24 protein-coding genes and 1 riboswitch are annotated in these 26456 nt (G+C 62.8%); of the genes, 5 read left to right on the plus strand and 19 right to left on the minus strand.

Annotated elements, in window-relative coordinates:
- Positions 1 to 228: 228 nt before the first annotated feature.
- The gene (locus ICM05_RS12575; protein ID WP_215401713.1) at positions 229 to 585 is read right to left on the minus strand and encodes a cupin domain-containing protein; all 357 of its coding nucleotides are present in this window, start codon (positions 583 to 585) and stop codon (positions 229 to 231) included.
- A gap of 225 nt (positions 586 to 810) precedes the next feature.
- On the opposite strand from ICM05_RS12575, the gene ICM05_RS00490 reads away from it, so the two are divergent.
- Entirely contained in the window at positions 811 to 1842 is a 1032-nt protein-coding gene (locus tag ICM05_RS00490; protein WP_188022604.1) for an agmatine/peptidylarginine deiminase, read from the plus strand.
- Between the two features lie 102 nt (positions 1843 to 1944).
- On the plus strand, positions 1945 to 2334 hold the full coding sequence (locus tag ICM05_RS00495) for an META domain-containing protein (RefSeq protein ID WP_188022605.1): 390 nt from the start codon (positions 1945 to 1947) through the stop codon (positions 2332 to 2334).
- A 248-nt stretch (positions 2335 to 2582) separates the two neighbouring features.
- On the opposite strand, the gene ICM05_RS00500 is transcribed toward ICM05_RS00495, so the two are convergent.
- The 11 genes from ICM05_RS00500 to ICM05_RS00550 form a co-directional block, all read right to left on the minus strand.
- Entirely contained in the window at positions 2583 to 2933 is a 351-nt protein-coding gene (locus ICM05_RS00500; RefSeq protein ID WP_188022606.1) for a hypothetical protein, read from the minus strand.
- Positions 2934 to 3119: 186 nt separating this feature from the next.
- Positions 3120 to 4799 carry a bifunctional phosphoribosylaminoimidazolecarboxamide formyltransferase/IMP cyclohydrolase gene (gene purH, locus ICM05_RS00505; protein WP_188022607.1) on the minus strand — a complete coding sequence of 560 codons (1680 nt, stop codon included), beginning with the start codon at positions 4797 to 4799 and terminating at the stop codon, positions 3120 to 3122.
- A 28-nt stretch (positions 4800 to 4827) separates the two neighbouring features.
- Positions 4828 to 5424: a phosphoribosylglycinamide formyltransferase gene (gene purN, locus ICM05_RS00510; RefSeq protein WP_188022608.1), complete on the minus strand. Its 597-nt coding sequence runs from the start codon at positions 5422 to 5424 to the stop codon at positions 4828 to 4830.
- A 77-nt stretch (positions 5425 to 5501) separates the two neighbouring features.
- On the minus strand, positions 5502 to 6065 hold the full coding sequence (locus ICM05_RS00515; protein ID WP_353055773.1) for a hypothetical protein: 564 nt from the start codon (positions 6063 to 6065) through the stop codon (positions 5502 to 5504).
- Positions 6062 to 6772, minus strand: a complete 711-nt coding sequence (locus tag ICM05_RS00520) for an ABC transporter ATP-binding protein (protein WP_188022609.1) — start codon at positions 6770 to 6772, stop codon at positions 6062 to 6064. Before ICM05_RS00520 ends, ICM05_RS00515 begins: the two co-directional genes overlap by 4 nt.
- Positions 6772 to 8469 carry an iron ABC transporter permease gene (locus ICM05_RS00525; RefSeq protein WP_353055774.1) on the minus strand — a complete coding sequence of 566 codons (1698 nt, stop codon included), beginning with the start codon at positions 8467 to 8469 and terminating at the stop codon, positions 6772 to 6774. Before ICM05_RS00525 ends, ICM05_RS00520 begins: the two co-directional genes overlap by 1 nt.
- Positions 8466 to 9557, minus strand: a complete 1092-nt coding sequence (locus tag ICM05_RS00530) for a thiamine ABC transporter substrate binding subunit (RefSeq protein ID WP_188022610.1) — start codon at positions 9555 to 9557, stop codon at positions 8466 to 8468. Before ICM05_RS00530 ends, ICM05_RS00525 begins: the two co-directional genes overlap by 4 nt.
- Positions 9554 to 9663, minus strand: a riboswitch (TPP riboswitch). (Overlaps the previous gene by 4 nt.)
- 7 nt (positions 9664 to 9670) lie before the next feature.
- Entirely contained in the window at positions 9671 to 11740 is a 2070-nt protein-coding gene (locus ICM05_RS00535) for a DUF6350 family protein (RefSeq protein WP_188022611.1), read from the minus strand.
- Positions 11741 to 11853: 113 nt separating this feature from the next.
- Complete coding sequence (gene sucD / locus ICM05_RS00540; RefSeq protein ID WP_188022612.1) at positions 11854 to 12762, minus strand: succinate--CoA ligase subunit alpha; 909 nt, start codon at positions 12760 to 12762, stop codon at positions 11854 to 11856.
- Positions 12763 to 12795: 33 nt separating this feature from the next.
- Positions 12796 to 13980 carry an ADP-forming succinate--CoA ligase subunit beta gene (gene sucC, locus ICM05_RS00545; RefSeq protein ID WP_188022613.1) on the minus strand — a complete coding sequence of 395 codons (1185 nt, stop codon included), beginning with the start codon at positions 13978 to 13980 and terminating at the stop codon, positions 12796 to 12798.
- Positions 13981 to 14101: 121 nt separating this feature from the next.
- The gene (locus tag ICM05_RS00550) at positions 14102 to 16675 is read right to left on the minus strand and encodes an ATP-dependent helicase (protein ID WP_188022614.1); all 2574 of its coding nucleotides are present in this window, start codon (positions 16673 to 16675) and stop codon (positions 14102 to 14104) included.
- A 94-nt stretch (positions 16676 to 16769) separates the two neighbouring features.
- Between ICM05_RS00550 and ICM05_RS00555 the strand changes: the two genes are divergently transcribed.
- Positions 16770 to 17774: an asparaginase domain-containing protein gene (locus ICM05_RS00555; RefSeq protein ID WP_188022615.1), complete on the plus strand. Its 1005-nt coding sequence runs from the start codon at positions 16770 to 16772 to the stop codon at positions 17772 to 17774.
- On the opposite strand, the gene ICM05_RS00560 is transcribed toward ICM05_RS00555, so the two are convergent.
- The 6 genes from ICM05_RS00560 to hisS form a co-directional block, all read right to left on the minus strand.
- Complete coding sequence (locus ICM05_RS00560) at positions 17764 to 18765, minus strand: glycerophosphodiester phosphodiesterase family protein (RefSeq protein ID WP_188022616.1); 1002 nt, start codon at positions 18763 to 18765, stop codon at positions 17764 to 17766. The genes ICM05_RS00555 and ICM05_RS00560 overlap by 11 nt on opposite strands.
- 10 nt (positions 18766 to 18775) lie before the next feature.
- Positions 18776 to 20119: an FAD-dependent oxidoreductase gene (locus tag ICM05_RS00565; protein WP_188022617.1), complete on the minus strand. Its 1344-nt coding sequence runs from the start codon at positions 20117 to 20119 to the stop codon at positions 18776 to 18778.
- Between the two features lie 228 nt (positions 20120 to 20347).
- A complete protein-coding gene (locus ICM05_RS00570; protein ID WP_188022618.1) occupies positions 20348 to 20830 on the minus strand; it encodes a DUF501 domain-containing protein in 483 nt (160 codons plus the stop codon).
- Between the two features lie 72 nt (positions 20831 to 20902).
- Complete coding sequence (locus tag ICM05_RS00575; RefSeq protein ID WP_188022619.1) at positions 20903 to 21394, minus strand: septum formation initiator family protein; 492 nt, start codon at positions 21392 to 21394, stop codon at positions 20903 to 20905.
- Between the two features lie 25 nt (positions 21395 to 21419).
- Complete coding sequence (gene eno / locus ICM05_RS00580) at positions 21420 to 22700, minus strand: phosphopyruvate hydratase (RefSeq protein ID WP_215401724.1); 1281 nt, start codon at positions 22698 to 22700, stop codon at positions 21420 to 21422.
- A 123-nt stretch (positions 22701 to 22823) separates the two neighbouring features.
- Entirely contained in the window at positions 22824 to 24134 is a 1311-nt protein-coding gene (gene hisS, locus ICM05_RS00585) for a histidine--tRNA ligase (protein WP_188022621.1), read from the minus strand.
- 105 nt (positions 24135 to 24239) lie between these two features.
- Between hisS and ICM05_RS00590 the strand changes: the two genes are divergently transcribed.
- Positions 24240 to 25091 (plus strand): LuxR C-terminal-related transcriptional regulator, encoded by an 852-nt coding sequence (locus ICM05_RS00590; protein WP_188022622.1) that lies wholly within the window; start codon positions 24240 to 24242, stop codon positions 25089 to 25091.
- Here ICM05_RS00590 and ICM05_RS00595 read toward each other — a convergent pair.
- Positions 25081 to 25779: a MazG nucleotide pyrophosphohydrolase domain-containing protein gene (locus ICM05_RS00595; protein ID WP_188022623.1), complete on the minus strand. Its 699-nt coding sequence runs from the start codon at positions 25777 to 25779 to the stop codon at positions 25081 to 25083. The two genes, ICM05_RS00590 and ICM05_RS00595, sit on opposite strands and share 11 nt — an antisense overlap.
- Positions 25780 to 25912: 133 nt before the next feature.
- On the opposite strand from ICM05_RS00595, the gene ICM05_RS00600 reads away from it, so the two are divergent.
- Complete coding sequence (locus ICM05_RS00600; protein WP_188022624.1) at positions 25913 to 26440, plus strand: hypothetical protein; 528 nt, start codon at positions 25913 to 25915, stop codon at positions 26438 to 26440.
- Positions 26441 to 26456 lie beyond the last annotated feature (16 nt).

The following is a 26456-nucleotide window of genomic DNA, read 5'->3' on the forward strand; positions in this document are numbered from 1 at the left end:
TGGTACTCCCTTGTACGGCTCGTCAGTTGAGCGCGATTCCGCCATTGGAATCACAGGTACAACCTACATCTAGATGTTTTGTTTGGCTAGTGATGAGTTAGAGAATTGGGATACGATCCGGTCACGGTCGCAAATAATCATGCATTTGTGCATGAATCTCGCGCCGAATTGACACAGAAAAGCCGGGAACCAACGCACGTTGGCTCCCGGCTTTCCACTCAGCACTCACTAGAGCATTACGTAGAACTTCTCGAGCGGCTCAGTAATCTCCCACGTTCCACGCCAGCCCACCGGGAATGATGCAACGTCACCGGGACCAAGAGCAACAGGCTCACCGCCCACTTCCGTGACCACCATGGAACCGGAGAGCACATGAATGACCTCACCCATGTCAACGAAGTTCCACTCAGAAACTCCCGGATCGCAGCGCCAGAAACCGGTATGCACCCCCTTCTCGGCATCTGAAGTGAACTCTTCAAGCCAGGTCTGCGTTGGCCCGGTCGTTGAGATTCCCAGTGGCGCCCCTAGCTCACCAGCAGCAGGGATGCGAGCAAAAACTTCTTCAACGGCAACATTCTTCGTCACGCTATTTCTCCATCGTCATTGGCGGATGAGGTTTCGTCTATGAAAACCGCGCACACATCGTGCATAAAAGATTATGACGTAGATGTTTAGAGAAATCTAACGTGAAATTCGTACATCACGTCAGCCACATTCGAATCACATTCGTTTTGGAATGACTACACTGTCTTTCAGCGGCCTGCTTGCCTACTTTGAGGTGGCGCCGCGAGACTCCAAGGAGAACACCACATGACTACCTGGAAGATGCCCATCGAAGGGAACGAACAGGAACGCCTCTGGTTGGCATGGCCCTCGAGTGGATACACGCTCGGTGAGACCGAAGTCGAAGCTGATGAAGCACGCGCAACGTGGGCCGCAGTCGCAAACGCGGCAAGCGAGTTCCAGAATGTCACGGTCATTGTTGACCCGTCAGACAGCGCAATCGCGAAGAAGCACCTGTCTTCGCAGATCACGCTGCTCGCAGCTCCGCTGAACGACGCATGGATGCGCGACATCGGACCGAGCTTCGTGCTCGACGAGAACGGCAAGCTCGGCGCAGTGAACTTTGTGTTCAACGGCTGGGGTGCCCAGGATTGGGCCGAATGGGACAAGGACCAGCACATCGGCCGCATCGTCGCGGAGGCAGCAGGCGCAGAACTCATCAACTCTGAGATGGTGAATGAGGGCGGCGGCATCCAGGTCGATGGCACCGGACGCGTCGTACTTACCGAAACCGTCCAGCTCGACCCGCACCGCAACCCCGGCTACACGAAGGCCCAGGTCGAGGCGGAGCTCAACCGCACGATCGGCACCACGTCGGCACTGTGGCTCCCCCGCGGCCTGACCCGCGACCACGACACCTTCGGCACCCGCGGTCACTCTGACATCCTCGCGGCATTCACCACACCCGACGCACTGCTCATGCACCGTCAGGATTCGGCGAACCACCCCGACCACCTCATCGCGCAGGCAAACCGACTCGCTGCGGAGAAGTACCGCGACGACACCTCAGCAGGATTCGAAATCATCGATCTTCCCGCGCCCTCGACACTCAAGGACGCAGAGGGCTGGGTTGACTACAGCTACATCAACCACGTCGTCATCAACGGCGCCGTGCTCGCGTGCTCGTTCGGCGATCCCGCTGACGACCAGGCACTTGGCGTACTGCGTGAGGTCTACCCAGGCCGCGAGGTCATCGGTATCGATGCCCGCCCGCTGTTCGAACGCGGCGGCGGCATTCACTGCATCACCCAGCAGCAGCCGAAGTCAACGAACGCATAACTCGCGCTCCCCCTCGCGAGTTCTTTGCACTCGCTGGGGATCTGCAACTAATTCGCACTGAACTACTGCGCAGGCGAGGGTGGGCGAGCTAGGCTCTGAGTCATGATGAACCGTAAGCTCACCACTCTCGCACTCGCGGCAAGTGCTACTGCGCTCCTCACGCTTACCGCGTGCTCGGCGAGCGCCACTGACGTGTCTGGCACCTGGGGCACCCCCGAGGGTGAGGGCACACCGGGCCTCGAGATTGCGAAGGCGTCAGGCGGCACCGGCACCTATCAGGGGACCGACGGCTGCAATCGCGTCTCGGGCGAATACACGCTCCACGACGACGGCACCATCACCCTCGAGGACATGATGTCGACTCGCATGTACTGCGAGGGCGTAGACACCTGGCTGTCGAACACCCCTGACCTCTCGGCCATCGTGAAGGACGGCAAGCTCGTCTTCGTTGACGATCAGCTGAATGAGGTGGGCTCGCTCGAGCGCCAGTAAGTTCCTGGGGTGCGTTCGCCCCGGTCTTGCCGTCCATATGCGATCGGCCGTCAATATGCTGTTTGCGCCTATTTTTCGCAGATGTAGCGCAGATCGCATATATACGGGAAGAGCATGGCGGCGGATCGCAGCGCCACACCCCACACACGCGTGAGGGCCTGTCCCGGATTTCTCCAGAACAGGCCCTCAGCGCATTGGTGCGATAGTGCGCTGCTCGCGCCAGCAAGCGGCGCACATTTCGTGCGTGGTTACCAGGCAACCGCCAGTGCAACGTTGACCACAGCGAGGCCAAGGATGGTGCCGATGACGGCGCCCGAAACCTTTTCCTTCTTCTTATTGATGAGCGTCACAACGATGATCGCGAGAAGCACGAGGGTCTTCACGCCGATCTTCGCGTTGTTCGGCTCGAGATCACGTGCATAGAACATGCCGACGAGACCAAGACCGGTGATGAGGAGCAGCAGGCTGCTGTGGAGGATGCCGCCGCTGATACGAGCGGTGCCTTCCTTGACCTTGGGGAGCTGGCCAACAGTGCCAGCAACAACGCCAGCGAACGCAATGATGTGCAGGACGAGAAGGATGTCCCTGATAATTTCCATACTCACATCGTATGTCCAAATTGCATGGGGTTCCTCCCGAACCCCTGAGTAGCTGCTGTGGTCATGCACTCGAGCCGTGATACGCACGCAGCACGCCCACGCACAAGCCACACACAAAGGCGGCCGCCGGGAAACCCCGACGACCGCCTCATTCCTGAGTGCTAGCGCTCAGCACCAGCCCATGGCTTAGTGGAAGAAGTGACGCTCACCCGTGAAGTACATGGTGATGCCAGCTGCCTTCGCAGCAGCGATGACCTCTTCGTCGCGAACCGAGCCACCGGGCTGTACGACCGCGCGAACGCCCGCGTCGATGAGTACCTGGAGACCGTCAGCGAACGGGAAGAACGCATCCGAAGCTGCAACCGAGCCCTTGGCACGCTCGCCTGCGCGCTCGACTGCGAGGCGGCACGAGTCAACGCGGTTGACCTGGCCCATGCCAACGCCGACCGATGCGCCAGCCTGTGCGAGGAGGATGCCGTTCGACTTCACTGCGCGGCATGCGCGCCATGCGAACTCGAGTTCAGCGAGCGTTGCAGCGTCGACTGCGTCGCCGGTTGCGAGCTCCCAGTCCGATGCGGGCTTGAAGTCACGGTCAGCATCCTGCAGCAGGAAGCCGCCCGAAACCTGGCGCATCTCGAGGGGGTTCTGCGAGAAGTCTGCGGGCAGCGCCAGCAGGCGGATGCTCGGCTTCTTGGTGAGGATCGCAAGCGCCTCGGGCTCGAAGCCCGGTGCGATGACGACCTCGGTGAAGATACCCGAAACGGTCTCTGCCATCTCCTTGGTGACAGTGCGGTTCGCAGCGATAACGCCACCGAACGCCGATACCGAGTCGCACTCGTGTGCAAGCTTGTGTGCCGCAGCGATGCCCTCAGTCGAGACCGCGATGCCACAGGGGTTCGCGTGCTTGATGATCGCTACTGCGGGCAGCTCGTGATCGTATGCTGCGCGAAGCGCTGCGTCTGCGTCAACGTAGTTGTTATACGACATGGGCTTGCCGTGCAGCTGGGTTGCCTGTGCAATGCCAACACCGTCGTGCTCTGCGAAGAGTGCTGCACGCTGGTGACTGTTCTCGCCGTAGCGGAGTACCGACTCGCGGAGGCCAAATACCTCGAAGCCAACGGTGCCCTTTGCGCCGGTCTCTTCGTCGAACTCGAAGATTGCGTCGAGCGACTCTTCGCCCTCTTCGTCGATGAAGTCAGCAGCTGCTGCGGCTGAAGCGTCAGCGTTCCAGCCGGCTTCTTCCTGCTCGAGGAACCAGTTCGCAACCGCGCCGTCGTAGTTTGCGGTGTGGATGAACGCCTCGGTTGCGAGCGAGCGACGCAGCTCGAGGGTGGTGCCACCCTCCTTGACTGCTGCGATGACCTCGTCGTAGCGGGTCGGCGAGACAACGATGGCTGCGTTCGCGTGGTTCTTCGCGGTTGCGCGAACCATTGCGGGGCCTCCGATGTCGACGTTCTCGATGACGTCAGCTGCGGGCTTGCCTGCAGCGACGGTCTGCTCGAACGGGTAGAGGTTCACGATGACGAGCTCGAACGGCTTGAAGCCGAGCTCTTCCATCTGGTTGCGGTGATCCGCGAGACGGAGGTCAGCGAGCAGGCCCGAGTGCACAGCGGGGTGCAGGGTCTTCACGCGGCCGTCGAGTGCCTCGGCGAAGCCGGTGACGTCCTTGACGTCGGTCACGGGGATGCCGGTGTCGCGGATCGTCGACGCGGTCGAACCGGTCGAAACAATCTCAACGCCAGCGTCGTTGAGTGCTGCTGCGAGCTCGGTGAGGCGGGTCTTGTCGCTCACCGAGATGAGCGCGCGGCGCACCTCAATGCGGTCGCGGTGTTCGTAGAGGCTCGGGTCCTGGCTCTGAACTGCCATGTGATTCCTTACGGTCGGTGACGGGCGTCTAGTGGGCTGCTGCAACCTCGGCAAGGCGAATCTCGCCCTCCGCGATTGCACGAATGGTGTCGGCAAGCAGTGGTCGTTCGACCTGCTTGATGCGCTCGTGGAGATCGACTTCGATCTCGCCGGGAGCGATCTGCACGGCTGCCTGTCGCAGCACGGGGCCAGTGTCGACGCCTTCGTCGATGATGTGCACGGTGACGCCGGTCTCGGTCGCACCAGCGGCAAGCGCGTCACGCACCGCGTGCGCACCCGGGTACAGCGGAAGCAGTGCGGGGTGCGTGTTGATGAGCGCCGGCGAGAACTCGTTGACGAAGTTCGCTGGCAGGATGCGCATGAGCCCTGCGCTCACCACGAGGTCTGCATCGTGGGCGCGGATCGCCTGAGCAAACGCGGTGCCCCAGTCTGCGCGGCTCGCAAAGTCGGCAGGACGAACGATGAAGTTCGGAATCCCTGCTTCTGCCGCGTAGGCCAGGCCAGCGGCATCGGTGTCTGCACCGACGCACACGATCTGCACGGGGTACGCGGGATCATTGGTGGCGTCGATGAGTGACTTGAGGTTACTGCCACTTCCAGAGATAAGCACGGCGATTTTCAGCACGGGAACAGTCTACCTTGTGTGGCTTAGGGCGATCCGCGCCCTGTGTGGTCGCAGTGCATTTGCTCGCACGCATCCGGTCACGCGGGATGGATTACTTCGTTGGCGGCTGCGAGCGGCTGTGTGCGGGCGAAGAGCGCTGCTTCCTGTGCGGCCCAGTCGTCCCAGTGCGGAGCGAACATCTCACCGTCGCGGGCAAGCGCGCGATGCTTGCGGGTCGCCTGTGGGAGCGCGAGCCACAGCGCATACGCCCAGCCGCGAGCCGCTGCGGCGGCGATGGCGTGGGGGGTGATGGATCCGCACCCTTCAACGATCACGAGGCGGTCGGTCGCGAGCTGCCGAGTTTCCGTAAACGCGGCAGTGTGCCAATCGTAGCGCTGATATGCGCCGTCGGTGATCACCTCGGCGACGCTCGCGCTGCCCGCTGCGAGGCCGTCCCAGCCCGGATACAACTCGTCCATACTCACGATCTGCGGCGTGACGCCCGTGCGCGTCGCGAATTCGTCGCGCAGGTCGCGAGCAAGCGTCGTCTTACCTGCGCCCGAATGACCATCGATGAAGATCACTCCGGCGTTCACGGAGTGGTGCGCGGATCGCAGCACCCGATCGGCTACCGCGGCACTCACGGCCTGCCCGTGGCTCACGCCAGCTCCCCTGCTGCCGAAGTGCCAGCCTCGGGTGCCGCTTCGGTGACGGCGCCAGCGCGCACGCGGAGCACGCGGTCGGCAATCACGTCAGCCTCGCTCTCGTCGTGGGTGACGAGAATCGCGGTCGTGTGCGTCGCACGGAGCATCGCAGCCAGGTCAGTCGCCAGCCGCTCACGCAGTTCGCGATCGAGCGCTGAGAGTGGCTCGTCGAGCAGCAGGAGCCCCGGTTTCGGGGCAAGGGAACGTGCGAGCGCGATCCGCTGTCGCTCGCCGCCCGACAGCTCGGTCACCCGGCGGGCATGGGTGTCTGGCAGGCCAACGAGTTCGAGCAGCTCGGTGACGCGCGCCTCGCGCGCTTCCTTTGGCATGCGCTGCACACGCAGGCCGTAGGCGACGTTCTCTGCGACCGTGCGGTGGGTGAACAGCTGGCCGTCCTGGAAGACGAGACCAAAGCCGCGCTTGTGCGGGGCGACCTCGGCGAGGTCGGTGTCGTGCCAGGTGATCCGCCCGGAACGAACGGGTTCGAGCCCGGCGATCGCGCGCAGGAGGGTCGACTTGCCGCTGCCAGACGCGCCAAGCAACGCGATGACTTCGCCCTCGGGCACAGTGAACGAAGCGTTGCTCACCACGTCGACATCGCGGGAATAGCCCACGGTGACGTGTTCGACCGCGAGGCCGGTGTTGCTGTTGTGCGGTTGGTGCATCACCACTCGCCTCCTGTTCCGCCTGCGGCGACAGTATCAAATCTCATGCGCTCCGCGAGGAGCATGATCGTTGCGGTCACCACGCCGAGCACAACCGCGGCCGCGAGCGCCGACGCGTAGCTCGCGGGGTCCGGGTGCGATGCGAGGGCAGCAATCGCGACGGGAAGTGTCTGGGCATCCGGACGCACGAGGAATGACGTCGCACCAAACTCACCGAGCGATGCGGCAAACGCGAAACCAACGGCAAGTCCGGCGGATCGCCCAAGTAACGGCACATCAATCGTGCGAAGCACGTGCATCGGCGTCGCACCAAGCATCATTGCTGCCTCGCGCGTGCGCTGATCGATGCTGTTGAGCACCGGCAAAATGGTGCGCACCACGAGCGGCAGCGCGACAAGCGCCTGCGCGATCGGGATGAGCACGGTCGACGTGCGCAGGTCGATGCCGATGCCGAGCGGCCGGTGCATCGTGAGCAGCAGGCCAAACCCAAGCGTTACAGCTGAGATGCCGAGTGGGAGCATCATCGCTCCGTCGTACAGCGAGATCGCCCGCTTGAGCCCGGCCGCACGCGGCTTGCGCGAGAGCACAAGCGCGACGAGCGAACCAAGCAGCACCGCGATCGCGGTCGCGATGAGCGCGATCCCGATCGACAGCCCCATCGCATCAAAGACGCTCCCCCGCAATGGCGAGGTCTCGTGTGGCTTTACGAGCGACACATACCCCGCGAAGCTCCAGCTCCCGTCTGGTGCGCGCAGTGAGCGCAGCAGCAGCGACAGGAGCGGCGCGAGATGCACGAAGAGCACGGTCGCCGCAAAGATGAGGATGACGGGGAGGTCGGTGATCCGCGCCCTGCGTGCAGCTGCCCGCTCGCGCCGGATGCTCGCCGATTGCTCGCCCGCGCGGCTGCCCGCGCGCTTCAAGCGTGCCGAAACCCACAGCACCAGCACGATGATGACGAATTGGGTAATTGAGAGGACGGCGGCTCCGCGCAGGTCGAGGAACTGCACCGTGAGCCGGTAGATCTCGGTCTCGATGTTTGCGAACTCGCGTCCACCGAGAATGAGGACGACACCGAACGAGGTCGCACAGAAGAGGAACACGAGCGCCGCAGCCGATGCAATCGCTGGCGCAAGCGCAGGCAACGTGATCGTCACAAACGCGCGTGCTGGGCTCGCGCCGAGCATGCGGGCGGCCTCGGCGCTGCGGGTGTCGAGCTGCGACCAGAAGCCACCGACGGTCCGCGCGACGACGGTGATGTTAAAGAACACGAGCGCGAGGACGATCGCAAGGAACGATCCGTCGAGGCCGAGCCAGTTGAGCGATCCGCCCGGTCCGAAAAGCGAAGTGAACGCGATGCCGACGACGACGGTCGGGAGGACAAACGGCACCGTAAGGAACCCACGCAGGAGCCCACGGCCGCGGAACTCCAAGCGGTACAGCACGTACGCTGCCGGCAAGCCGAGCAGTAGCGCGATCGCGGTAGCGCTCCCGGCCTGCCCGAGGGTGTTGCCGAGTACGCGCCAGGTGCGCGGATCCGCCGCCGCGTCACCGAACGCAGCGAGCGATACCCGACCATCCTCGACCAGGCCCGTCGCGATGAGTGCGACGACCGGCCAGAGGAAGAAGAGTGCGAGGAAGGCGAGCGGGATCGCAACCGCGATCGCCCACCCCGCAACTCGCCAGGGACTCCTGGTCACAGGCCGAGCGTTGCGCTGATCTGCTTCAGCCAGGTCTCGCGGCCAGCCTTGATCTCGGCGGGGAGCAGGTCGTGCGACTGCTCAGCCGTTGGCATCGGCGCGAAGGACGCCCACGCCTCAGGCATCTCGACAGTCTCATCGACCGGGTACATGTACATTGCGTCTGGAATCTGCTGCTGGAATTCGAACGACAGCAGGTAGTCAACGACTGCCTCAGCGCCCGCCTTGTTCGCGGCGCCGTTCAGCACGCCCGCGTACTCGACTTGGGTGGAGCAGGTCTCGAGGAGCGCCTTGGTCGTCGTCGATTCGCCGTCCTCAGAGACGGTCCAAGCGGGTGACGAGCTGTACGACAACACAATCGGGTACGTGCCTTCGCCGCCCTGAGTGAACTGTCCGTAGTATGCCTCATCCCAGCCCTGCGCGACGCGCGCGTCATTGTCGACGAGGCTCTGCCAGTAGGCGTTGTAGCCGTCCTCACCAAATGCTGCGACCGTACCTGCGAGGAACGATGCGCCGGTCGACGACGACAACGGATCGATGAGCACGGTGAGGCCCTGGTACTCGGGCTTCGCGAGGTCTTCGAAGGTGACTGGCTCTGCGAGCTGCTTCTCGGCAAACCAGGCGGGGTCGATGTTCATGCAGGTCGCGCCACGGTCGATACCGACCATCGCGAACTGGCGGTCTGCGTTACCGGCGGGAGCACCATCGGTCGCGAGCGCATACTGCACTGCTGAGGCGGGCATGTCCTGTGGCTCGTAGGCATCGACGACCTCGTTCTCGACGAGGCGCGATGCGAAGGTGTTGTCGACGCCGAAGAACGCGTCAGCGATAGGCGCATTCTTGGTGAGGACCAGCTTGTTGGTGAGCTCGCCACCATCGCCAGCAGTGACGACCTTGACGTTGTAGCCGGTCGCTTCACTCGCAGCCGCCTCAAACTCAGGGCCGTCAACGAAGCTGTCGTGCACGATGATGGTGACGTCGTTGCTCTTCGCGTCGGGTGCGCTTGAGCAGGCGCTGAGTGACATCAGTGCGAGCGCCGCAACTGATGCGGTGAGCGAGCGACGAACGATGGGGTTGTAGGCGCGCATAGCTATGGCTTCCTTCCTCCGCTGGTATGAACCAGATCAGGTTGAACGGTCGAAGCTCGCGTGCTTCCTCTCAACCCCGCGCGTCGGGATTCCCGTGGATAACGCCTCTTACCCTAGCGCCTCTTTGGACCCTTCCGCCAACCCCGATGAGATCCCTCGTCGGGCTGTGGCGCATCCGGCTCGCTGTCCCACGAGTATGCGGCGAGCGCAGCTTCCTCCTCTGCGACAGCTTGCGCGGGGCCTGCGGCTGCACGCTGACGCTCGAGTTCACGTTCGGCTGCTGCAGCGGCCTCGGCGCGGGCCTCAGCTTCTCGGTCATAGAGTGGCGTCTCGCGCGGTTCATCTGTCACTTCAAGGTCTGCTGACGCCTCAGCGTTATCGTCTCCCCCGCCGAAGAACGAGGTGCCAAAGTCTTCGGTAGCGAGAGACTCGGTCTCGTAGTGACCGTCACCCGGAGCCGTCGCACCGCTGTCGTGGTATTCCATGTCAGCGAACGCGGCTTCGGCCGCTGCGGCTTCTTCTGCTGCAGCTTCGGCAGCTTGCCGCTCTGCGAATGCGCTCAGCGAGATCGGCGCTGGCAGATCACCCGTATCGCGCATTTCGGGGTCAGTGACTTCGGCGCCAGCTACCACGGTGGCTCGTGCGTCGGCCTGGTCTGCTGTACCCGCCGTTGTCAGCGCCTCATCGGCGACCACATCCGTGATCGCTGCAGTCACGGCGTCCTCACCGGTGGCTGCGTCGGCATCGGCGCCGGCGTATTCACCAGCGTTGCCGGCAGGAAGACCGCCGGGCTCGGTCGTAATCGGCCCGGTCTCAGGCTGGCCCGCCCGATCACCGAGCGTCCACCAGGGGGTGCGGCTGCGTTCTGCGCGCGCTGCCTGCAACGTCGCGCCTTCACTATCTGCATCAGTGAGTGCGGCACCCAGGTGCGCGTGTTGGTGCTGCGAGTCAGTTCGGCCGCTGAGGAGGCCAGCGCCAGCCTGTGCCGTATAGAGCCCAATGACGCTACCGAACGCGAGTTCGCCGGCAAGCAGCCCGCCCACAGCCCAGCCGTTCGGGCCGGCATGAGCGAGGGTGCCTGGACCAAGCGAGCCCGCAGCCATGACCGAGAGCAGTACCCACGCCAGGCCGACCAGCACAGACGCGCTGAGTACGGGGCCAAGCAGCGAGAGCGGTGAGCGGTCCTCGAAACGGCGGGTGATCGCGTGCCCAGCGAGGACGCCGAGGAGTACCACGCAGAGCGGCACAAGCAGCCCAAGCGCGCCCCAGCCCTCGGGCAGCGCAGCGAACAGCGGGAACGCAGGGAGCAGCGCATCAGGGCTACCAAACGCAGAGAAGCCGCCACCGCCGAGGTCGACACTCGCCCCCGTCAGCCAAGCGCCGCCCCAGATCCAAGCGACCGGCAGGTACAGGAGCTCTGCGATCCAGATACTCACAACGCCCCAGCCGTCGAGCTGCAGCCCCTGGGTGATTGCAATAGCCTCGGCAAACTGACCAAAGAGCGAGATGCCAACGCCACAGGCCGCGAGGCCGGCGAAGCCGACAAAGAGTAACGCAGAGATGAAGATCGTTTCGTTGAACCGCGCACCGAACGATGCCGCGTTGGGCACGTTGAATTCTGCAAGCTGCTTCTCGGTGCGACGGAGTATTGCCTGCCACGTCGCTGGGCGATTTGTCAGCACGTAGGCGAGCGAACCAACCGCGACACTGCCGAGGTACACGACGACTGGCATGAGGATACGCCCGGCCATCGGCCACATTGAGCTCACCGAGAACTGCGCCATGACCGTCGCAAACACTCCGATGCCGAGACCGCTACCCACGATGCCGCCCAGACCCGCTTCGAGGCCACGACCGGCCCAGCGCCAACCAGCACGAATTGCCAACGCGACAACGCCAAGTGTGACGCCAAGGGGCGCGATAGAGAAGACGACCTTAAGCGCCTCATGCGGAAGCCCAAGAGCAGCCATGGTTTCAATCGGCACGTCAAAGCCAAGCGGCACGAAGAACGCAAGAGACCACAGCGAAGCGGCTCCTTCGAAGACGACACCGGGATCTGCGGCGAGGTCAAACGCCTGCCACCAGACCAGGAGCGCGCCCAAAACAATAACGACGAACGCGGCAAGCCCTACGGCACATGCCTCGATCGCCGAAACCACGGCCGTCAGGATGCTTCTCATCATTGTGCGTTGAGTCTATCCGCGGCCTCTGACATCACAGCTGATACGCGCCGCGAAAAACCGTGTGAGCCCGGGTGCTCATGAAAGAACCCGGGCTCACACTGCATCAGAAGTGACTAGCGGGAGACCGCTGCAAACACCTCGCGAAGCAGGTCTGCGGTTTCGGTTGGTGTCTTGCCTACCTTGACGCCAGCCGCTTCCAGCGCCTCTTTCTTGGCCTGCGCGGTGCCACGTGAGCCCGAGACAATCGCGCCCGCGTGCCCCATGGTCTTGCCCTCGGGAGCGGTGAAGCCGGCAACGTACCCAACGACAGGCTTTGTCACATTGGCCTTGATGAATTCTGCGGCACGTTCTTCCGCATCGCCGCCAATCTCGCCGATCATCACGATCGCTTCCGTCTCAGGGTCAGCCTCGAACGCCGCGAGCGCGTCAATGTGGGTCGTACCAATGATCGGATCGCCGCCGATGCCGATCGCGGTCGAGAACCCAAGATCACGCAGTTCGTACATCATCTGATAGGTGAGCGTGCCCGACTTCGAGACGAGGCCGATCGGTCCCTTGCCCGTAATCGTTGCCGGGATAATGCCAGCGAGGGACTCCCCAGGAGTAATCACGCCGGGGCAGTTCGGGCCGATGATCTTCGTCTTGCTCCCCGTCGCCTTGGCATGCGCCCAGAGCTCAGCCGTGTCTTTAATCGGCACTCCCTCAGTGATGATCACGAGCATGCCAATGCCCGCATCGATCGCCTCAATCGCTGCCTCGCGCATAAACGCTGGCGGCACAAACGCGACCGAAACATCGGCACCCGTCTCGGCCATCGCTTCGGCGACGGTGCCGTAGACCTGGAGCTCAATCTCGCAGCCTTCTGCGTAGGTGTGCTTCACCGTCGTGCCAGCCTTACGCGCGTTGACGCCGCCGACAATGTTGGTGCCTGCCTTGAGCATGCGCGCCGCATGCTTCGTGCCTTCGCCGCCGGTGATGCCCTGGACGATGACCTTTGAATCTTTGTTCAGAAAAATCGACATGATGTTGCCTCTTTCGGTGCGTTCGTCGGCGGATCAGCGAGCGGTGGCCAGGTCGGCCGCATTGGCGAGCTCTGCAGCCTTTGCTGCGCCCTCGTCCATCGTCGCTGCCTGAATCACCAGCGGGTGATGTGCTTCATTGAGAATGCGCCGGCCTTCTTCGACGTTGTTTCCGTCGAGACGAACCACGAGCGGCTTGTTCGCTGAGTCACCGAGCTTCTCGAGGGCGCCCACGATGCCGTTCGCAACGGCATCGCACGCGGTAATGCCGCCGAACACGTTGACGAACACCGAACGAACCTGCGGGTCGCCAAGGATGACGTCAAGGCCGTTCGCCATGACCTCTGCCGATGCTCCGCCGCCGATATCGAGGAAGTTCGCCGGTTTCACGTTGCCGTGGTGCTCGCCTGCGTACGCGACGACGTCGAGCGTCGACATGACGAGACCAGCGCCGTTACCGATAACGCCGACTTCACCGTCAAGCTTGACGTAGTTCAGTTCGAGTTCTTTTGCCTTGCACTCGAGCGGGTTCTCAGCGGCTTTGTCGACGTACCCAGCGTGGTCTGGCTGACGGAAATCTGCGTTCTCATCGATGGACACCTTGCCATCAAGCGCGATGATGTCGCCAGCTCTTGTGCGAACGAGCGGATTGACCTCAACAAGGGTTGCGTCTTCGCCGGAGTACACGGCGTAGAGCTTCTCGAACACCTGCGCGACCTGCGGTACGAGTTCTTCAGGGAAGTTTGCTGCGCGCGCGATCTCGAGTGCCTTTGCCTCGTTGATACCGTCAACGGGACATACCTCGACGCGAGCGAGCGCCTCCGGCTTCGTCTCTGCGAGCTGTTCGATTTCCATGCCACCCTCAACGCTGCACAGCGCGAGGTATGACCGGTTTGCGCGGTCGAGCAGCACCGAGAAGTAGTACTCTTCAACGAGGTCTGCACCAGCAGCCACCATGACGCGGTCTACTCGATGGCCCTTGATATCGAGGCCGAGGATGGCCTGAGCCGCCTCATACGCTTCGTCAGGGGTGCGTGCGACCTTCACGCCACCGGCCTTACCGCGGCCACCGATCTTCACCTGGGCCTTGACGACGACAACGCCGCCAAGCTTTTCAGCAGCAGCACGAGCCTCCTCAGCGGTGTCGGCGACAATACCGGCAAGTACCGGCACCCCATATCGCTCAAAGAGGTCTCGTGCCTGGTACTCATACAGATCCACGTAACTGTCCTTAGGTCGTTCGAAAAACAGCTTTTCGAGGCGTCATTGCTTCGACGTCGAAAGGCTCGACTTCGGCCAGCCTAGCAGCGATGAACCCGCAGATCACATACTTAAATGAAACCTACAACTTCTCGATCGGCGCGAGTTTGACGAGGAGTTTTTTCTCGCCAACCGTTGGAAAATCGACGTGCGCGATGCGCTTTGACCCGGTGCCGCTCATGCTCACAACGCGGCCTTCACCGTACTTCGCGTGCTTGACGCGATCGCCAATTTCAAGCACGAGATCGCCGTTGTCATGGCTCGAGCCACCGATCATATTCGGGAACCCGCCGCCAGCCTCCTGCGCAGCCTTCGCCTGCGCTTTTCGCTCACGCCATTTGTCGAGCGCTGACTGCATATTTCCGCTCGCTGGCTCAGAAATCGCGGCTGCACCCGCACCGCCACGGCCGTTCTGGCCGAAGGAAACATTCGAGTCTGCGTTCCGGGATCGGCTCCATCCTGCAGCACCGCCAGCGGCGCGCGGCGCGTTCAGCGCACGGGATTCAGTACCACCACGACCGGTCACTTCTCCTGGCGACTGGCGCCACTCGATGAGCCCCTCAGGGATCTCTTGCAGGAAGCGTGAGGGCATCGCCACCGCGATGTCACCGAAGGTCGCACGAGTCGACGCCAGCGTGATGTAGAGCTGCTTTCGGGCACGAGTAATACCGACATACATCAGTCGACGCTCTTCATTAATGCCGCCCACCTCGTCAACCGACATTTGGTGCGGGAGCAGGCCTTCTTCCACGCCGGTGATGAACACTGCGGGGAATTCGAGGCCCTTCGCCGTGTGCAGCGTCATGAGGGAAACTGTGCCACTCTGATCGTCAAGGTCGTCGGCAGCCGCCACGAGACTCACTTCCGTGAGGAACGCTAGGAGCCCCGCACCCGGCTGCTGAACATCGAACTCACGCGCAACGGCAATGAGCTCTTCCAGGTTCTCTGCACGCGCGTCATCTTGCGGATCACGCTTCGCACGTAGCTTCTCGATCATCTGCGTCTCATCAAGGATGAGCTTGAGAACGTCGCCGACGGGAGCGGGCTTCGCTTCTTCTTCTGGGTTATCGGTAGCCCCGCCACCGAGCGCCATGCGCGTAGCGCGCTGCAACAGTTCGGCGAGCGCCAGAATCGTGCCACGCAGCTTTGGGCCAAGGCCAGGTACCTCGTCGGCGTGCTGCATCGCCTCATGGAAGTTCAGCCCATTGTCTTCCTGGAAGTTTGCGAGGTGCGCCTCAGCCATCGGACCGATACCGCGCTTTGGTGCGCCGAGCATGCGCGACCACGCGATCGGGTCATACGGGTTCGCGACGGTCGTCAGGTAGGCCATCGCGTCTTTAATCTCAGCGCGCTCGTAGAACTTCGTGCCGCCGAGGATGCGATACGGGATCGCAGAACGAATGAACAGCTCCTCCAACGCACGGGTCTGTGAGTTCGTGCGGTAGAAGACAGCGATGTCGCCGTACGCGTGGCCATCGCCGCGGAGCGTCTCAATCTCATCGGCAACGAAGCGGGCCTCGTCGTGCTGCGAGTACCCGGTAAAACCGATAATCTTCGGGCCATCGCCCTCTGCGGTCCAGAGGCGCTTCTCTTGCCGGTCGAAGTTATTGCCGATGACCGCGTTTGCGGCCGAGAGGATGTTCTGAGTCGAGCGGTAGTTCTGCTCAAGCTTGACGACCTCTGCGCCAAGATAGTCGCGTTCGAACTCGACGATGTTCCGAATGTCTGCACCACGGAAGGCGTAGATCGACTGATCAGAATCACCAACGACGGTGAGGCTTGCCGCGGGGATCTGGCCGCTGCCATCGACCTCTGCTGCGCGCGCAGGCGGCGCCAGGCGCTGCACGAGTTCGGGCGAGACCGGCTTCGTAAGCTCGCGGATGAGCGAGTACTGCGCGTGGTTTGTATCTTGGTACTCGTCAACGAGAATGTGCCGGAAGCGGCGCTGATAGATCGCAGCAATCTCAGGGTGCGATCGGAACAGCTGCACCGTCTGCCCAATGAGATCATCAAAGTCGAACGCATTCGCCTTGCGCAGCTCGTTCTCGTAGGCCGTAAAGATCTCGGTGAAAATTCGATCGCGCGGATCACTCATGTTCACCGTTGCGCCGTACGCGCGAGCGTCAGACAGCTCGTTCTTCAGTCGCGAAATCTTCGAGCCAGCGTTTGCGGGCGTGAAACCGTAGGTGTCTGCGTCGAGCTCTTTAATGATGCGCTTGAGCAGTGCGCGCGAATCTGCAGAGTCGTAAATGGTGAAGCCAGAAACATACCCGAAGTGCTCTGCCTCGCGCCGCAAGATACGCACGCATGCCGAGTGGAACGTCGAGACCCACATGCCCTGCGCGCCCTCGCCGAGCAAGGACTCAATGCGCTCGCGCATCTCGGCGGCCGCCTTGTTTGTGAACGTGATTGCGAGAATCTGGCTCGGCCACGCTTCGCGCTCGCGAATAAGGTGCGCGATGCGGTGCGTGAGCACTCGCGTCTTGCCCGAGCCAGCGCCCGCAACGATGAGCAGGGCGGGGCCGCGCGCGATGACCGCGCGCTTTTGCTCGGGGTTCAACCCGTCAAGCAGCGCATCACCGCCTGCACTCGCCCCCTGACCAGCAGAAGAGCCAAACGGCAGACCGGACGGATCAAGCAGCTCAAATTCACTCATTGTGGTTCTCAGTTTAGGCGGGACCACTGACATTGGGTTGGAGGGAGTCAACACACCCCTCCCGAACCGGCCCGAATGCGAGAGAATAGGGGGCATGCACATCGCGCCTGAAGAACCTCCGACAATTCTGATCTTTGCCACCGGCGGAACGATCGGAATGCGGGAGACCGCTTCTGGCCTCGCACCCGATCCAGATTTCCCTGAGATCCTCGAAGATCTTGCGCGCGAAATTGCGTCTCCGCTCGGCATTCAGATCCGCATCAATCATCTGCAGCCGGCCATCGACAGCGCAAACGCCGATGCCGAGACCGCGCCAAAAATCGCGCGCGCAGTTCGTGCCCGTGTCGGCGCGATGAAGCCGCGCGGAGTTGTCGTGACCCACGGCACCGACACGCTCGCCTACACCGCATCACGACTCGCATTCGAGCTCTCTGACCTCGGCACCCCGGTGGTCCTGACGGGCAGCCAGCTGCCCCATGCGGCAGACGATACTGACGCTGCTGACAACTTACGTCTCGCGATCCGCGTCGCTGCAAAAGCGGGCCGTCACGCGCCGGTCACCATCGCATTTGGTGGTGAGATTCTTCCAGCGGTGCGCGCGACGAAGGCAGACGCTGACGCGTTCAAGGCCTTCCGTGCAGAGCGCGCTCTCGATCCCAACACTGCTGGCGTTCCTCCGCTCCGGCCAGAGGCCGACGGCCGCGAGGCAGCCCGCGTGCTAACGTACCGCTTCACGCCCGCGGTCACCCCGGCTGATCTCACCGCGGCAGTGAGCGCGGATCCGGCAGCGCTCGTACTTGAGTGCTACGGCGCGGGCAACGCACCGACGTCACGCCCCGGCATGCGGGACGCGATCCGCGCCATTACAGACGAGATGCCGGTCGTCGCGATCACGCAGTGCGCGCAAGGATCAGCGCGGCTCGGTAGGTATGCGGTGGGTTCCGAGCTTGCGAACGCAGGCGTCATCGACGGTGGTGACCTCACGGTCGAGGCTGCCGTCGCGAAGCTGGGCTATCTCATTGACGCAGGCTATGCCGCGGCTGAGGTGAAGACGCTCATGCCGGTGAACCTCGCGGGTGAGATGAGCGCTAGCGAGTAATCGACTCGCGCACAGCGAGTGCGAGGTCAGGATGATCGGCGAACACGCCATCAATCCCTGACCGCATGAGCAGGCGATACTCGCGCGCCCACTGCCCCCGAGCTGTCTGACCGCCGCGGCCAGTGAAGCGACGGTGCAGATAGCGGTTTTCAGGCCGCAACGTCCAAGTGAAGACGAGCAGGCCCTTCCGGTGTGCACGGCGCACCACCGAACTCACGCGCACACGGCCGAAGGCGGCACGCTGGAGGAGCGCCCGCTTGTCGAGGCTGATGCCATCGACGTGCTGACGCAGGTGCCGCAACCCACGGTTGGAGGAGTACCACCGGAACGGCTTCCCATGCGGATCATCCGCGGGGGTCCCCTTGGCTTCGGCGAGGAACACGAGCTTGGCGCCCTGAGCGCGAAGATCAGCGAGCTCACGCAGCACGCCCAACTCGAAGCATTCGACGGTGACGCGGTGGAGACGATCCGCCCACCCGGTCGCCGTAAGCTCGGCGCGCACGAGCGCTCCGAGGTCGTAACCAAGGGTACGGAAGTACGCAGCGTGCTTGATCTCAATCACGAGGTCGACGTATCGGCCCCGACGAGAGCTCTCCTGATCGACGATGCGGAACACATCTCGCAACCGGAGCAGTGGTTCAGTGCCGTCGAAGCGGCGGTTTGCCGAGCGCACTCGCGGCAACCGTTCGGTACAGCGGAGCGTACGCAGCTCGTCCCAGGTGAAGTCTTCGGTAAACCAACCAGTGAGGCGCACACCGTCAACGGTCTTGGTGCGCTTCCGGTCACCGAATTCAGGGTGCGACGCAACATCGGTGGTGCCAGAGATCTCGTTCTCGTGGCGAACGACCAAGACGCCGTCGCTGGTCGCGACGACGTCTGGTTCAACGGCGTCCGCCCCGAGCTCACAGGCGAGTCGATACGATGACTCAGTGTGCTCAGGGCGGTAGCCGGGGGCGCCACGATGACCGATCACCATCGGACTGGTCATCATGGCGTACTACTTACTCAGCAGCGGGCTTGGGGCGGCTTGCGAACTCCTCGAAGATCGCACGGGGCTCCTGCGTAGCATCGAGCGAAACGATGTCACGGCCGAGGAAGAAGTGGCTGATCCAGCCACCGAATACACGCCACTTGCGCTCCCAGGTCGGGATTGCGAGGCCGTGGTAGAAGCGGTGTGCGAGCCACGCGAAGTAGCCCTTCATTGCGAAGTTGCCACCCGACTTGAACACGCCAGTGTTCATGCCGAGGCCTGCAACTGCGCCAGCGTTCTTGTGGTTGTACTCACGTACGCCCTCGCCGCGGAGCGAAGCAACGATGTTCTTCGCGAGCAGGCGACCCTGGCGAACTGCGTGCTGTGCGTTCGGAACGCAGAAGCCGCCGGGGCCAGGGGTCGACGAGATGTCGGGGGTCTGCGAGGTATCGCCTGCGGTCCATGCGCCTGCGACAATCTCGCCCTCTTCGGTGGTGACCTGAAGGGTGGGGCTGCCGATGACGTGACCACGTGCGCCGATGGGAAGATCGGTGCCGCGGAGGAACGGACGGGGCATGACGCCTGCGGTCCAGACGATGAGGTCCGACTCGTAGTTCTCACCGGTCGAGAGCTGCATGTGGCCGCCCTCAGCCGACTGGAGCTGCGTGTTGAGGTGAATGTCAACACCGCGACGGGTCTGGTCCTGGACTACCCAGTCAGCAAGCTTCTCGGTGACCTCGGGCATGATGCGGCCCATTGCCTCAACGAGGTGGAACTTGGTCTCGTCGAACGAGATCTCGGGGAAACGACGCAGCAGCGAGGTTGCGAACGAGCGAAGCTCCGAAACGCTCTCGATGCCAGCGAAACCGCCGCCAACGACGGTGACGGTCAGGAGGCGTGCGCGCTCTGCCGAGTCCTTGGGAAGCTGAGCTGCGAGGTTGAAGTTGCGAACCATGCGGTCGCGAACGTAGACAGCCTCTTCGATGGTCTTCATGCCGATTGCGTTGTCAGCGATGCCCGGGATCGGGAAGGTACGCGACACCGAACCGGTGGTGATGACGATCTCGTCGTACTCGAAGTCGTACGCTTCACCGATGTTCGGGGTGATCGTTGCGGTCTTCGTTGCGTGCGAGATTGCAGTAACCTTGCCCGCGATTTCCTGAGTCTTCTTCAGGTGACGACGGCGAGCGACAACCGCGTGACGCGGCTCGATCGAACCAGCCGCTACCTCGGGGAGGAAGGGCAGGTATGCCATGTACGGCAGCGGATCGACAATCGCGACCTCAGCTTCACCGGCGCGCAGAAGCCCTTCGAGCTTCCATGCAGTGTAAAAACCGGCGTAGCCACCGCCAACGATCAGAATCTTCTTCGACACGAAGCAGTCTCCTTGATGCTGTGAGCACGTTCACACCCGCGCTCTCACGCGGGCAATTTATCCAGACGAAGCGGGCGCAATAATACGCCCAACACATTCAACTGTACCCGGAAAAATACACAGAGGAGCGTATTCCTCAGAATTACTGGGGAAAACGGACGATTCTGCGAAATTAATACCCGGATACAGTCGTTTCCGCAATTATTGCGGCGGGAATTCGATCGCGTGTTAGTGCGAGATACCCGAGCGTTCAAGAGCGAGATCACCGATGGGGTTAACACCGGGGCCAGCAGCGAGCGCGTGACCCATCAGTGCGTGCAAGCACTTCACACGAACGGGCATACCGCCGGAGCTGATGCCTGCGATTTCGGGAACTTCACCGATGCTGTCGCGATCCGCCACGAACTGCTCGTGCGCACGCTGGTACGCAGCGCGCAGCTCCTCGTCATCTGCAAGCATCTCGTTGTACTCGTTCATCACGCCAGCAGCTTCGAGGCGCGATGCAGCCGCAACGATCTCTGGGTGGCACAGGTAGTAGAAGGTCGGGAACGGCGAGCCATCAGGCAGGCGCGGCGAGGTCGCAACGACAGCGGGCGTGCCGTCTGCCGTACGTGCAGCGATTCCGACAACGCCACGTGCCTCGCGGCCGAGCTGCTCGCTGACGATCGCGATTTCTTCAGCGGTGGGAGCTTCGTAAGGGGGGCGAGGCATGTGGCTTCTCCTGTGTCTCAAAATCTTTGGGCGAACCGAGGTTCGCGGGTGCGTCGGGTAAGGCGCGCGACCTTACTCGGCGGGGGTTTCTGCGGCTGGCACTTCTGCAGCGGGAGCTTCTTCAGCAGCAGCGGCCTTGTCTGGGTGCTCAGACATGCCTGCGATGAGGAACGTGGCGCCGAATTCGCGCGCCCAGTTCGTCTCGGTTTCCGTGAGCGTCGACTCGGTTTCTTCGTCTGACTCTGCGGGGATGAGCACGTCATCGATCACGCTCAGCTGGGTCTCCCCCGGCATCACATACAGCAGGCGGTCTCGCGCCTGCGAACGGACGTACGCCGGGTCCTTCCAGCGTGCACGCTCAGCGTCGATCTCCTCGACAGCTGCGCGGTGCTCCTCAACACTTGTACGCAGCTGTGAGAGTTCTCGCTGCTGCTGCACAAACGTCGAAATGTTCGGGCTCAGCATCAACGCGCCAAGCACCAAGACAACAACGGCGAGCACGGTGACACCGCTCACACGCAGACTCGACACCCAAGCCGAAAAATCTGCGGTCCAGCGCTTCACCGTGCTCGCCCTTATCTAGCGCTACTTACGCCTGGAAACGCGGGAATGCCGCGCGGCCTGCGTAACGAGCTGCGTCGCCGAGCTCTTCTTCGATGCGAAGGAGCTGGTTGTACTTTGCAACACGGTCCGAACGAGCCGGTGCACCGGTCTTGATCTGGCCGCAGTCGGTTGCGACCGCGAGGTCAGCAATCGTCACGTCTTCGGTCTCACCCGAACGGTGCGACATCACAGCGGTGTAGCCAGCGCGCTGCGCCATCTGCACTGCGTCGAAGGTTTCGGTGAGGGTACCGATCTGGTTGACCTTCACGAGGATCGAGTTTGCGGTGCCCTTTTCGATGCCCTCTGCAAGACGTGCGGGGTTGGTGACGAAGAGATCATCGCCAACGAGCTGCACCTTGTCACCGAGATCGTCGGTGAGGGTCTTCCAGCCCTCCCAGTCGTCCTCAGCCAGGGGGTCCTCGATGGAGACGAGGGGGTAGTTTGCCATGAGGTCTGCGTAGTACGCCGACATCTCAGCCGCGGTGCGGGTCTTGCCCTCAAAGGTGTAGACGCCATCTGCGTAGAACTCGGTCGATGCAACGTCGAGCGCGAGTGCGATGTCACGGCCAGGCTCGAAGCCTGCACGCTTGATTGCCTCGAGGATGAGGTCAAGCGCGATCGCGTTGCTGGGGAGATCGGGAGCGAAGCCACCCTCGTCACCGAGTGCGGTGTTCAGGCCCTTCTCCTTCAGCAGTGCCTTGAGCGAGTGGTACACCTCAACGCCCCAGCGCAGGCCTTCCGAGAAGCTCTCAGCGCCGAGGGGCACTGCCATGAACTCCTGGATGTCAACGCCGGTGTCAGCGTGTGCGCCACCGTTGATGATGTTCATCATGGGGACGGGGAGGGTGCAAGCGGTCGGGCCACCGAGGTAGCGGTACAGCGGGAGCTGTGCCGAGTCAGCTGCAGCGTGTGCCACTGCAAGGCTGACACCGAGGATGGCGTTTGCGCCAACGCGGCTCTTGTTGTCGGTGCCGTCTGCCTCCATGAGCGCTGCATCAACGAGACGCTGATCGTCAGCGGGGATGCCCTCAACTGCGGGCGAAAGCTCCTCGAATACTGCGTCAACAGCCTTGAGTACACCCTTGCCAAGGTAGCGATCCTTGTCGCCATCGCGCAGTTCGTATGCTTCGAACGCACCGGTCGATGCGCCGGACGGAACCGCTGCGCGGCCGACCGAATCGTCGGTGAGACCAACCTCAACCTCAACAGTCGGGTTGCCGCGCGAATCCAGAATCTCGCGCGCAATCACTGCGTCGATGTATGCCACCATGTACTCCTCGTAATGTGTGCCGGTGCGTGGGGTGCATCGCCCAGATGTGCTGAGCGATACGGAAAGTATGTGCGGGCGTAGGCCCACGGGAAACAGTTTACGGTGTCTCGCGAGAAGTCGTTACTCGCCGAGTGAGCGGATCTCGAGTTCGTCGACATTCGTGACGCCTTGGCGCACGTTTGCCATGCTCGCGAAGCCCTCTTCAACAACCCGCGCGAGCAGCGTCTTCATGTTCTTCTGTCGCTTCTCAAGACGCACACGGTGACCGCGTGCGACGAGCTCGCGCTTGAGCGAGACCAGGTCTGCAAACACCACGTCTGCGTCGTAGACGAGCACGAGCGCCTCAGGACCAACCGGCTCGGGCAGCGAGATGAGATCTACCACGCGCTCAAAGCCGATCGAGAAACCAACCGCCGGCACGTCCTGGCCGAGGAAGCGGCCAACCATACCGTCGTAGCGACCGCCGCCACCGACCGAGCTGCCGGAGCCAGGGTGTGCGACCTCGAAGATGGTGCCGGTGTAGTAGCCCATGCCGCGCACGAGTGTCGGGTCGAAGCGAACCTCGACACCGGCAGGCAAGCCGCCAGCGAGCGCATCGCCCAGATCAGCAAGGTTGTCGATGCCTGATGCTGCACGTTCGTTGGCTGCGACACCGGGAAGCACGGCTTCGATGGCGGATCGCGAAAGTGCAATACCATCGCCCTCAAGCGCAGGCTCGACTGCGGACAGCACCGCGCCGATGCGATCTGCAGCGGCTGCATCAATCTCGCGAAGCTCTTCGACAACGCCAGTGGCGCCGATCTTGTCGAGCTTGTCGATCGTGATGAGTGCGCGATCGTGCGTCTCTGCCGGGAATCCACAGAACTCGAGCAGACCGAACAGGATGCGGCGATCATTCACACGGATGATGCAGCCTTCAAGACCGAGCGCAGCGAGCGCCTGCGAGGTTGCGGTCACGAGTTCAATCTCTGCGAGCTGACCTGCCTCACCGATGATGTCGATGTCTGCCTGCACGAACTGCCGGTAGCGACCCTTCTGCGGGCGCTCTGCACGCCAGACCGGAGCGATCTGGATCGAGCGGAACACCGGGGGAAGCTCAGCACGGTGGCTCGCGTAGAAACGCGTGAGCGGGACAGTGAGGTCGAAGCGCATGCCAAGATCAGCGAGCTGATCGGGGTCGCCAGCCTCTGCGGCTGCGGCGAGCGCTTCAGGCTTGATGGCGCGCTTCATGATCGAGAAGCTGAGCTTCTCGTTGTCGCCACCAAGGCCGGCGTGCAGGCGCGCCCAGTCTTCCATCACGGGCGTTTCGATCTCGTCGAAGCCGTGGGCTCGATACACGCCCTTGATAACGCTGAGCGCGTGCTCGCGTCGGGCCTTATCGGTGGGGAGGAAGTCGCGCATGCCGCGCGGGGGGTTCACCTGTGCTGCCATGCCTGCCATTCTTTCACGATCTCGGCTAATTCCGTGCACCGCGGGTCTTCCGCCGCCGGGATCCTGGGCGCTAGCATGGAATACCTCCGTAAGTTGGGAGTTCCGATGACGCGACTCACTGATCCCGCCGCACAGCGCACGCTCGAAGACGCCGTGGCGGCGTTCGCTGACGCTACGCGCTTTCCGATCGCCTTTGGTGGGTACGAACACGACGGTGGCACGACCGTCACCGCGGTGACCGGCAACCGGACCCCTGACATTCAGGGCATGCGCGTGCAGCTGCAGCGCGGCCTTGGCGGTCGGGCAATGAGCGAGTTGCGTCCACGCTTTGCGGTGAACTACGCCGCTGCCCGCAACATCACGCACGACTACGACCCGCAGATTCTCGGCGAGGGTATTGTCACGCTGTTTGCGATGCCGGTCGTCCTTGGCGAGACCGCACGGGCGGTGCTGTACGGCGGCACCCGCGGCGAAGCACCACCTTCGTCATCGTTCGTACAGGCGGCTGCGTCGGTTGCCGCTGAGCTCGCTACCGAGATCCGCGTGCAAGATCGAGTCTTGGTGCGGCTCGGCGAGATACGCGAAGGCGACGTTGGGCAGCTCGCACTTCCCGGCCGTGTCCAGGAAGACCTTCGTCGTGTACACGCTGATCTGCGCGGACTGTCTTCAGACGTCACGGATCCGCTCTTGCGGGCGCGGCTTGCCGCGATTGAGGCGCAGTTGACCGCGATCGGTCGACCACCTGAGATTGGTGAGGCACCGATCCACCTCTCCCGCCGCGAGACCGATGTCGTCGCGCATGCCGCCCTCGGCCACACCAACGCCGAGATTGGGCTCGCGCTCGATCTCGCTGAGAGCACGGTCAAGAGCTATCTCAATACGGCGATGGGCAAGCTTGACGCGTCGACCCGGCATGCCGCAGTTGCTGAGGCCCGCAGGCTCGGGCTTATTCTGTAACACTCTCCCCCGCTGCGGCGAGGCGCTCGGTCGCGAACGAGTTTGTCGCAATGCGCAGGGCTCGGTCCGGATCGACGCCTGCCCGGTTCGCCTCACGCACGAGGGCGAGCAGGTCTGCACCGATCTCGGCCTCGCTGCGCTCGCTGGGCGCGGATCCGCCGGCGTCCAACGCGCCCGCACGCTTGAGGCGTTCGATGACCTTGGCACTGCGGGCGAGGGTCGGCATGCCTGCGGGGATGCCCTCGAGCGCTCCCCGACTGCCACGCGCTTCACCGGCGGCGTCCTCTTTCAGGCGCTCCCACTCAGCGTTGAGTTCGTCGACGGACATGTAGCCGCGATCTGCGAAGACGTGCGGGTGACGCGCGATGAGCTTCGCATTGAGGCCGGCAGCAACCGTGGCGAGGTCATAGCCCTCGCCGTCACGCTCAGCGAGGACAGAGTGGAACAGCACTTGATAGAGCACGTCACCGAGTTCCGAGGCGACTTCTGCCGCGGGCAGGTCGCGCTCGATCGCGTCGATAAACTCGGCGGTCTCCTCGATGAGGAACGGGGTGAGCGATGCGTGGGTCTGATCCGCGTGCCAGGCGCAGCCGCCCGTGTCCACCATGGTCCGCACCGTCTCGTATGCAGCAAGCAATGCATCAACTACATTTGTTGCGTTTGCAGGAGTTTCTGAGTGAGTCACCATACAAAGACTGTATCTCTCCGCTAAAGACAAGAAACCATATTTTTGCGTCCCGTCGCTGGAATCTGCCAGCCCCCTAAGCTGAATACGTACGGCTCCATAACTTATCTGCCGTGCGCTGAAGGGAACTGATTTCATGACTTTTTCGATTCGTCGCACCACCCTCGCGGTCGCAGCAGTAGGTCTCTCGCTCGGACTCGTCTCGTGTGCAGGCGGCCAGAGCGTCGCCGAGGCGTGCAAGATCGCCGAGGTCACACTGACCGACGCATCGGCTGACCTCGCGACCGAGTCGCAGTCGTTCATGACCGACGCTGTCGCAGGCAAGGACGTCGACATCAAGGCCGCGTTCGATCCCATGCTTGCATCGCTCAAGGATGCGCAGAGCAAGATCACCAACGCAGAGGTCAAGGCTCCCCTCGACGACTTCGTGACCGAGTTCGGCGCCGTCACCGACCTCTTTGGCGAGTTCGACTTCTCGATCCTCGCTGGTCTTGGTGACACGAGCAACCTCGACATGACCGACGCGGCAGCAGTCCAGGAGCTCCAGGACAAGGCAGCCAAGGCGCAGGAGCAGAGCCTCGCGCTCTCGGAGAAGGTCAACGATCACTCCACGAAGCTGCAGACGGCCGCAGATCAGCTCGCGAAGCTCTGCAACGCAGGCTAATTTTTCGGCGCACACG

This window comes from Leucobacter sp. cx-42 (genome assembly GCF_014529985.1).
Taxonomy (GTDB): domain Bacteria; phylum Actinomycetota; class Actinomycetes; order Actinomycetales; family Microbacteriaceae; genus Leucobacter.

Coding starts and splice junctions, on each gene's coding strand:
- ICM05_RS00535 (WP_188022611.1), bottom strand. CDS start 11,740: ATGATGAGAAGCATCCTGACGGCCGTGGTTTCGGCGATCGAGGCATGT.
- hisS (WP_188022621.1), bottom strand. CDS start 24,134: ATGGCAGCACAGGTGAACCCCCCGCGCGGCATGCGCGACTTCCTCCCC.
- ICM05_RS00600 (WP_188022624.1), top strand. CDS start 25,913: ATGACTTTTTCGATTCGTCGCACCACCCTCGCGGTCGCAGCAGTAGGT.
- ICM05_RS00500 (WP_188022606.1), bottom strand. CDS start 2,933: ATGGAAATTATCAGGGACATCCTTCTCGTCCTGCACATCATTGCGTTC.
- ICM05_RS00495 (WP_188022605.1), top strand. CDS start 1,945: ATGATGAACCGTAAGCTCACCACTCTCGCACTCGCGGCAAGTGCTACT.
- purH (WP_188022607.1), bottom strand. CDS start 4,799: ATGGCAGTTCAGAGCCAGGACCCGAGCCTCTACGAACACCGCGACCGC.
- ICM05_RS00550 (WP_188022614.1), bottom strand. CDS start 16,675: ATGAGTGAATTTGAGCTGCTTGATCCGTCCGGTCTGCCGTTTGGCTCT.
- sucD (WP_188022612.1), bottom strand. CDS start 12,762: ATGTCGATTTTTCTGAACAAAGATTCAAAGGTCATCGTCCAGGGCATC.
- ICM05_RS00555 (WP_188022615.1), top strand. CDS start 16,770: ATGCACATCGCGCCTGAAGAACCTCCGACAATTCTGATCTTTGCCACC.
- ICM05_RS00590 (WP_188022622.1), top strand. CDS start 24,240: ATGACGCGACTCACTGATCCCGCCGCACAGCGCACGCTCGAAGACGCC.
- ICM05_RS00570 (WP_188022618.1), bottom strand. CDS start 20,830: ATGCCTCGCCCCCCTTACGAAGCTCCCACCGCTGAAGAAATCGCGATC.
- ICM05_RS00530 (WP_188022610.1), bottom strand. CDS start 9,557: ATGCGCGCCTACAACCCCATCGTTCGTCGCTCGCTCACCGCATCAGTT.
- ICM05_RS00595 (WP_188022623.1), bottom strand. CDS start 25,779: ATGGTGACTCACTCAGAAACTCCTGCAAACGCAACAAATGTAGTTGAT.
- ICM05_RS00560 (WP_188022616.1), bottom strand. CDS start 18,765: ATGATGACCAGTCCGATGGTGATCGGTCATCGTGGCGCCCCCGGCTAC.
- ICM05_RS00520 (WP_188022609.1), bottom strand. CDS start 6,772: ATGCACCAACCGCACAACAGCAACACCGGCCTCGCGGTCGAACACGTC.
- ICM05_RS00490 (WP_188022604.1), top strand. CDS start 811: ATGACTACCTGGAAGATGCCCATCGAAGGGAACGAACAGGAACGCCTC.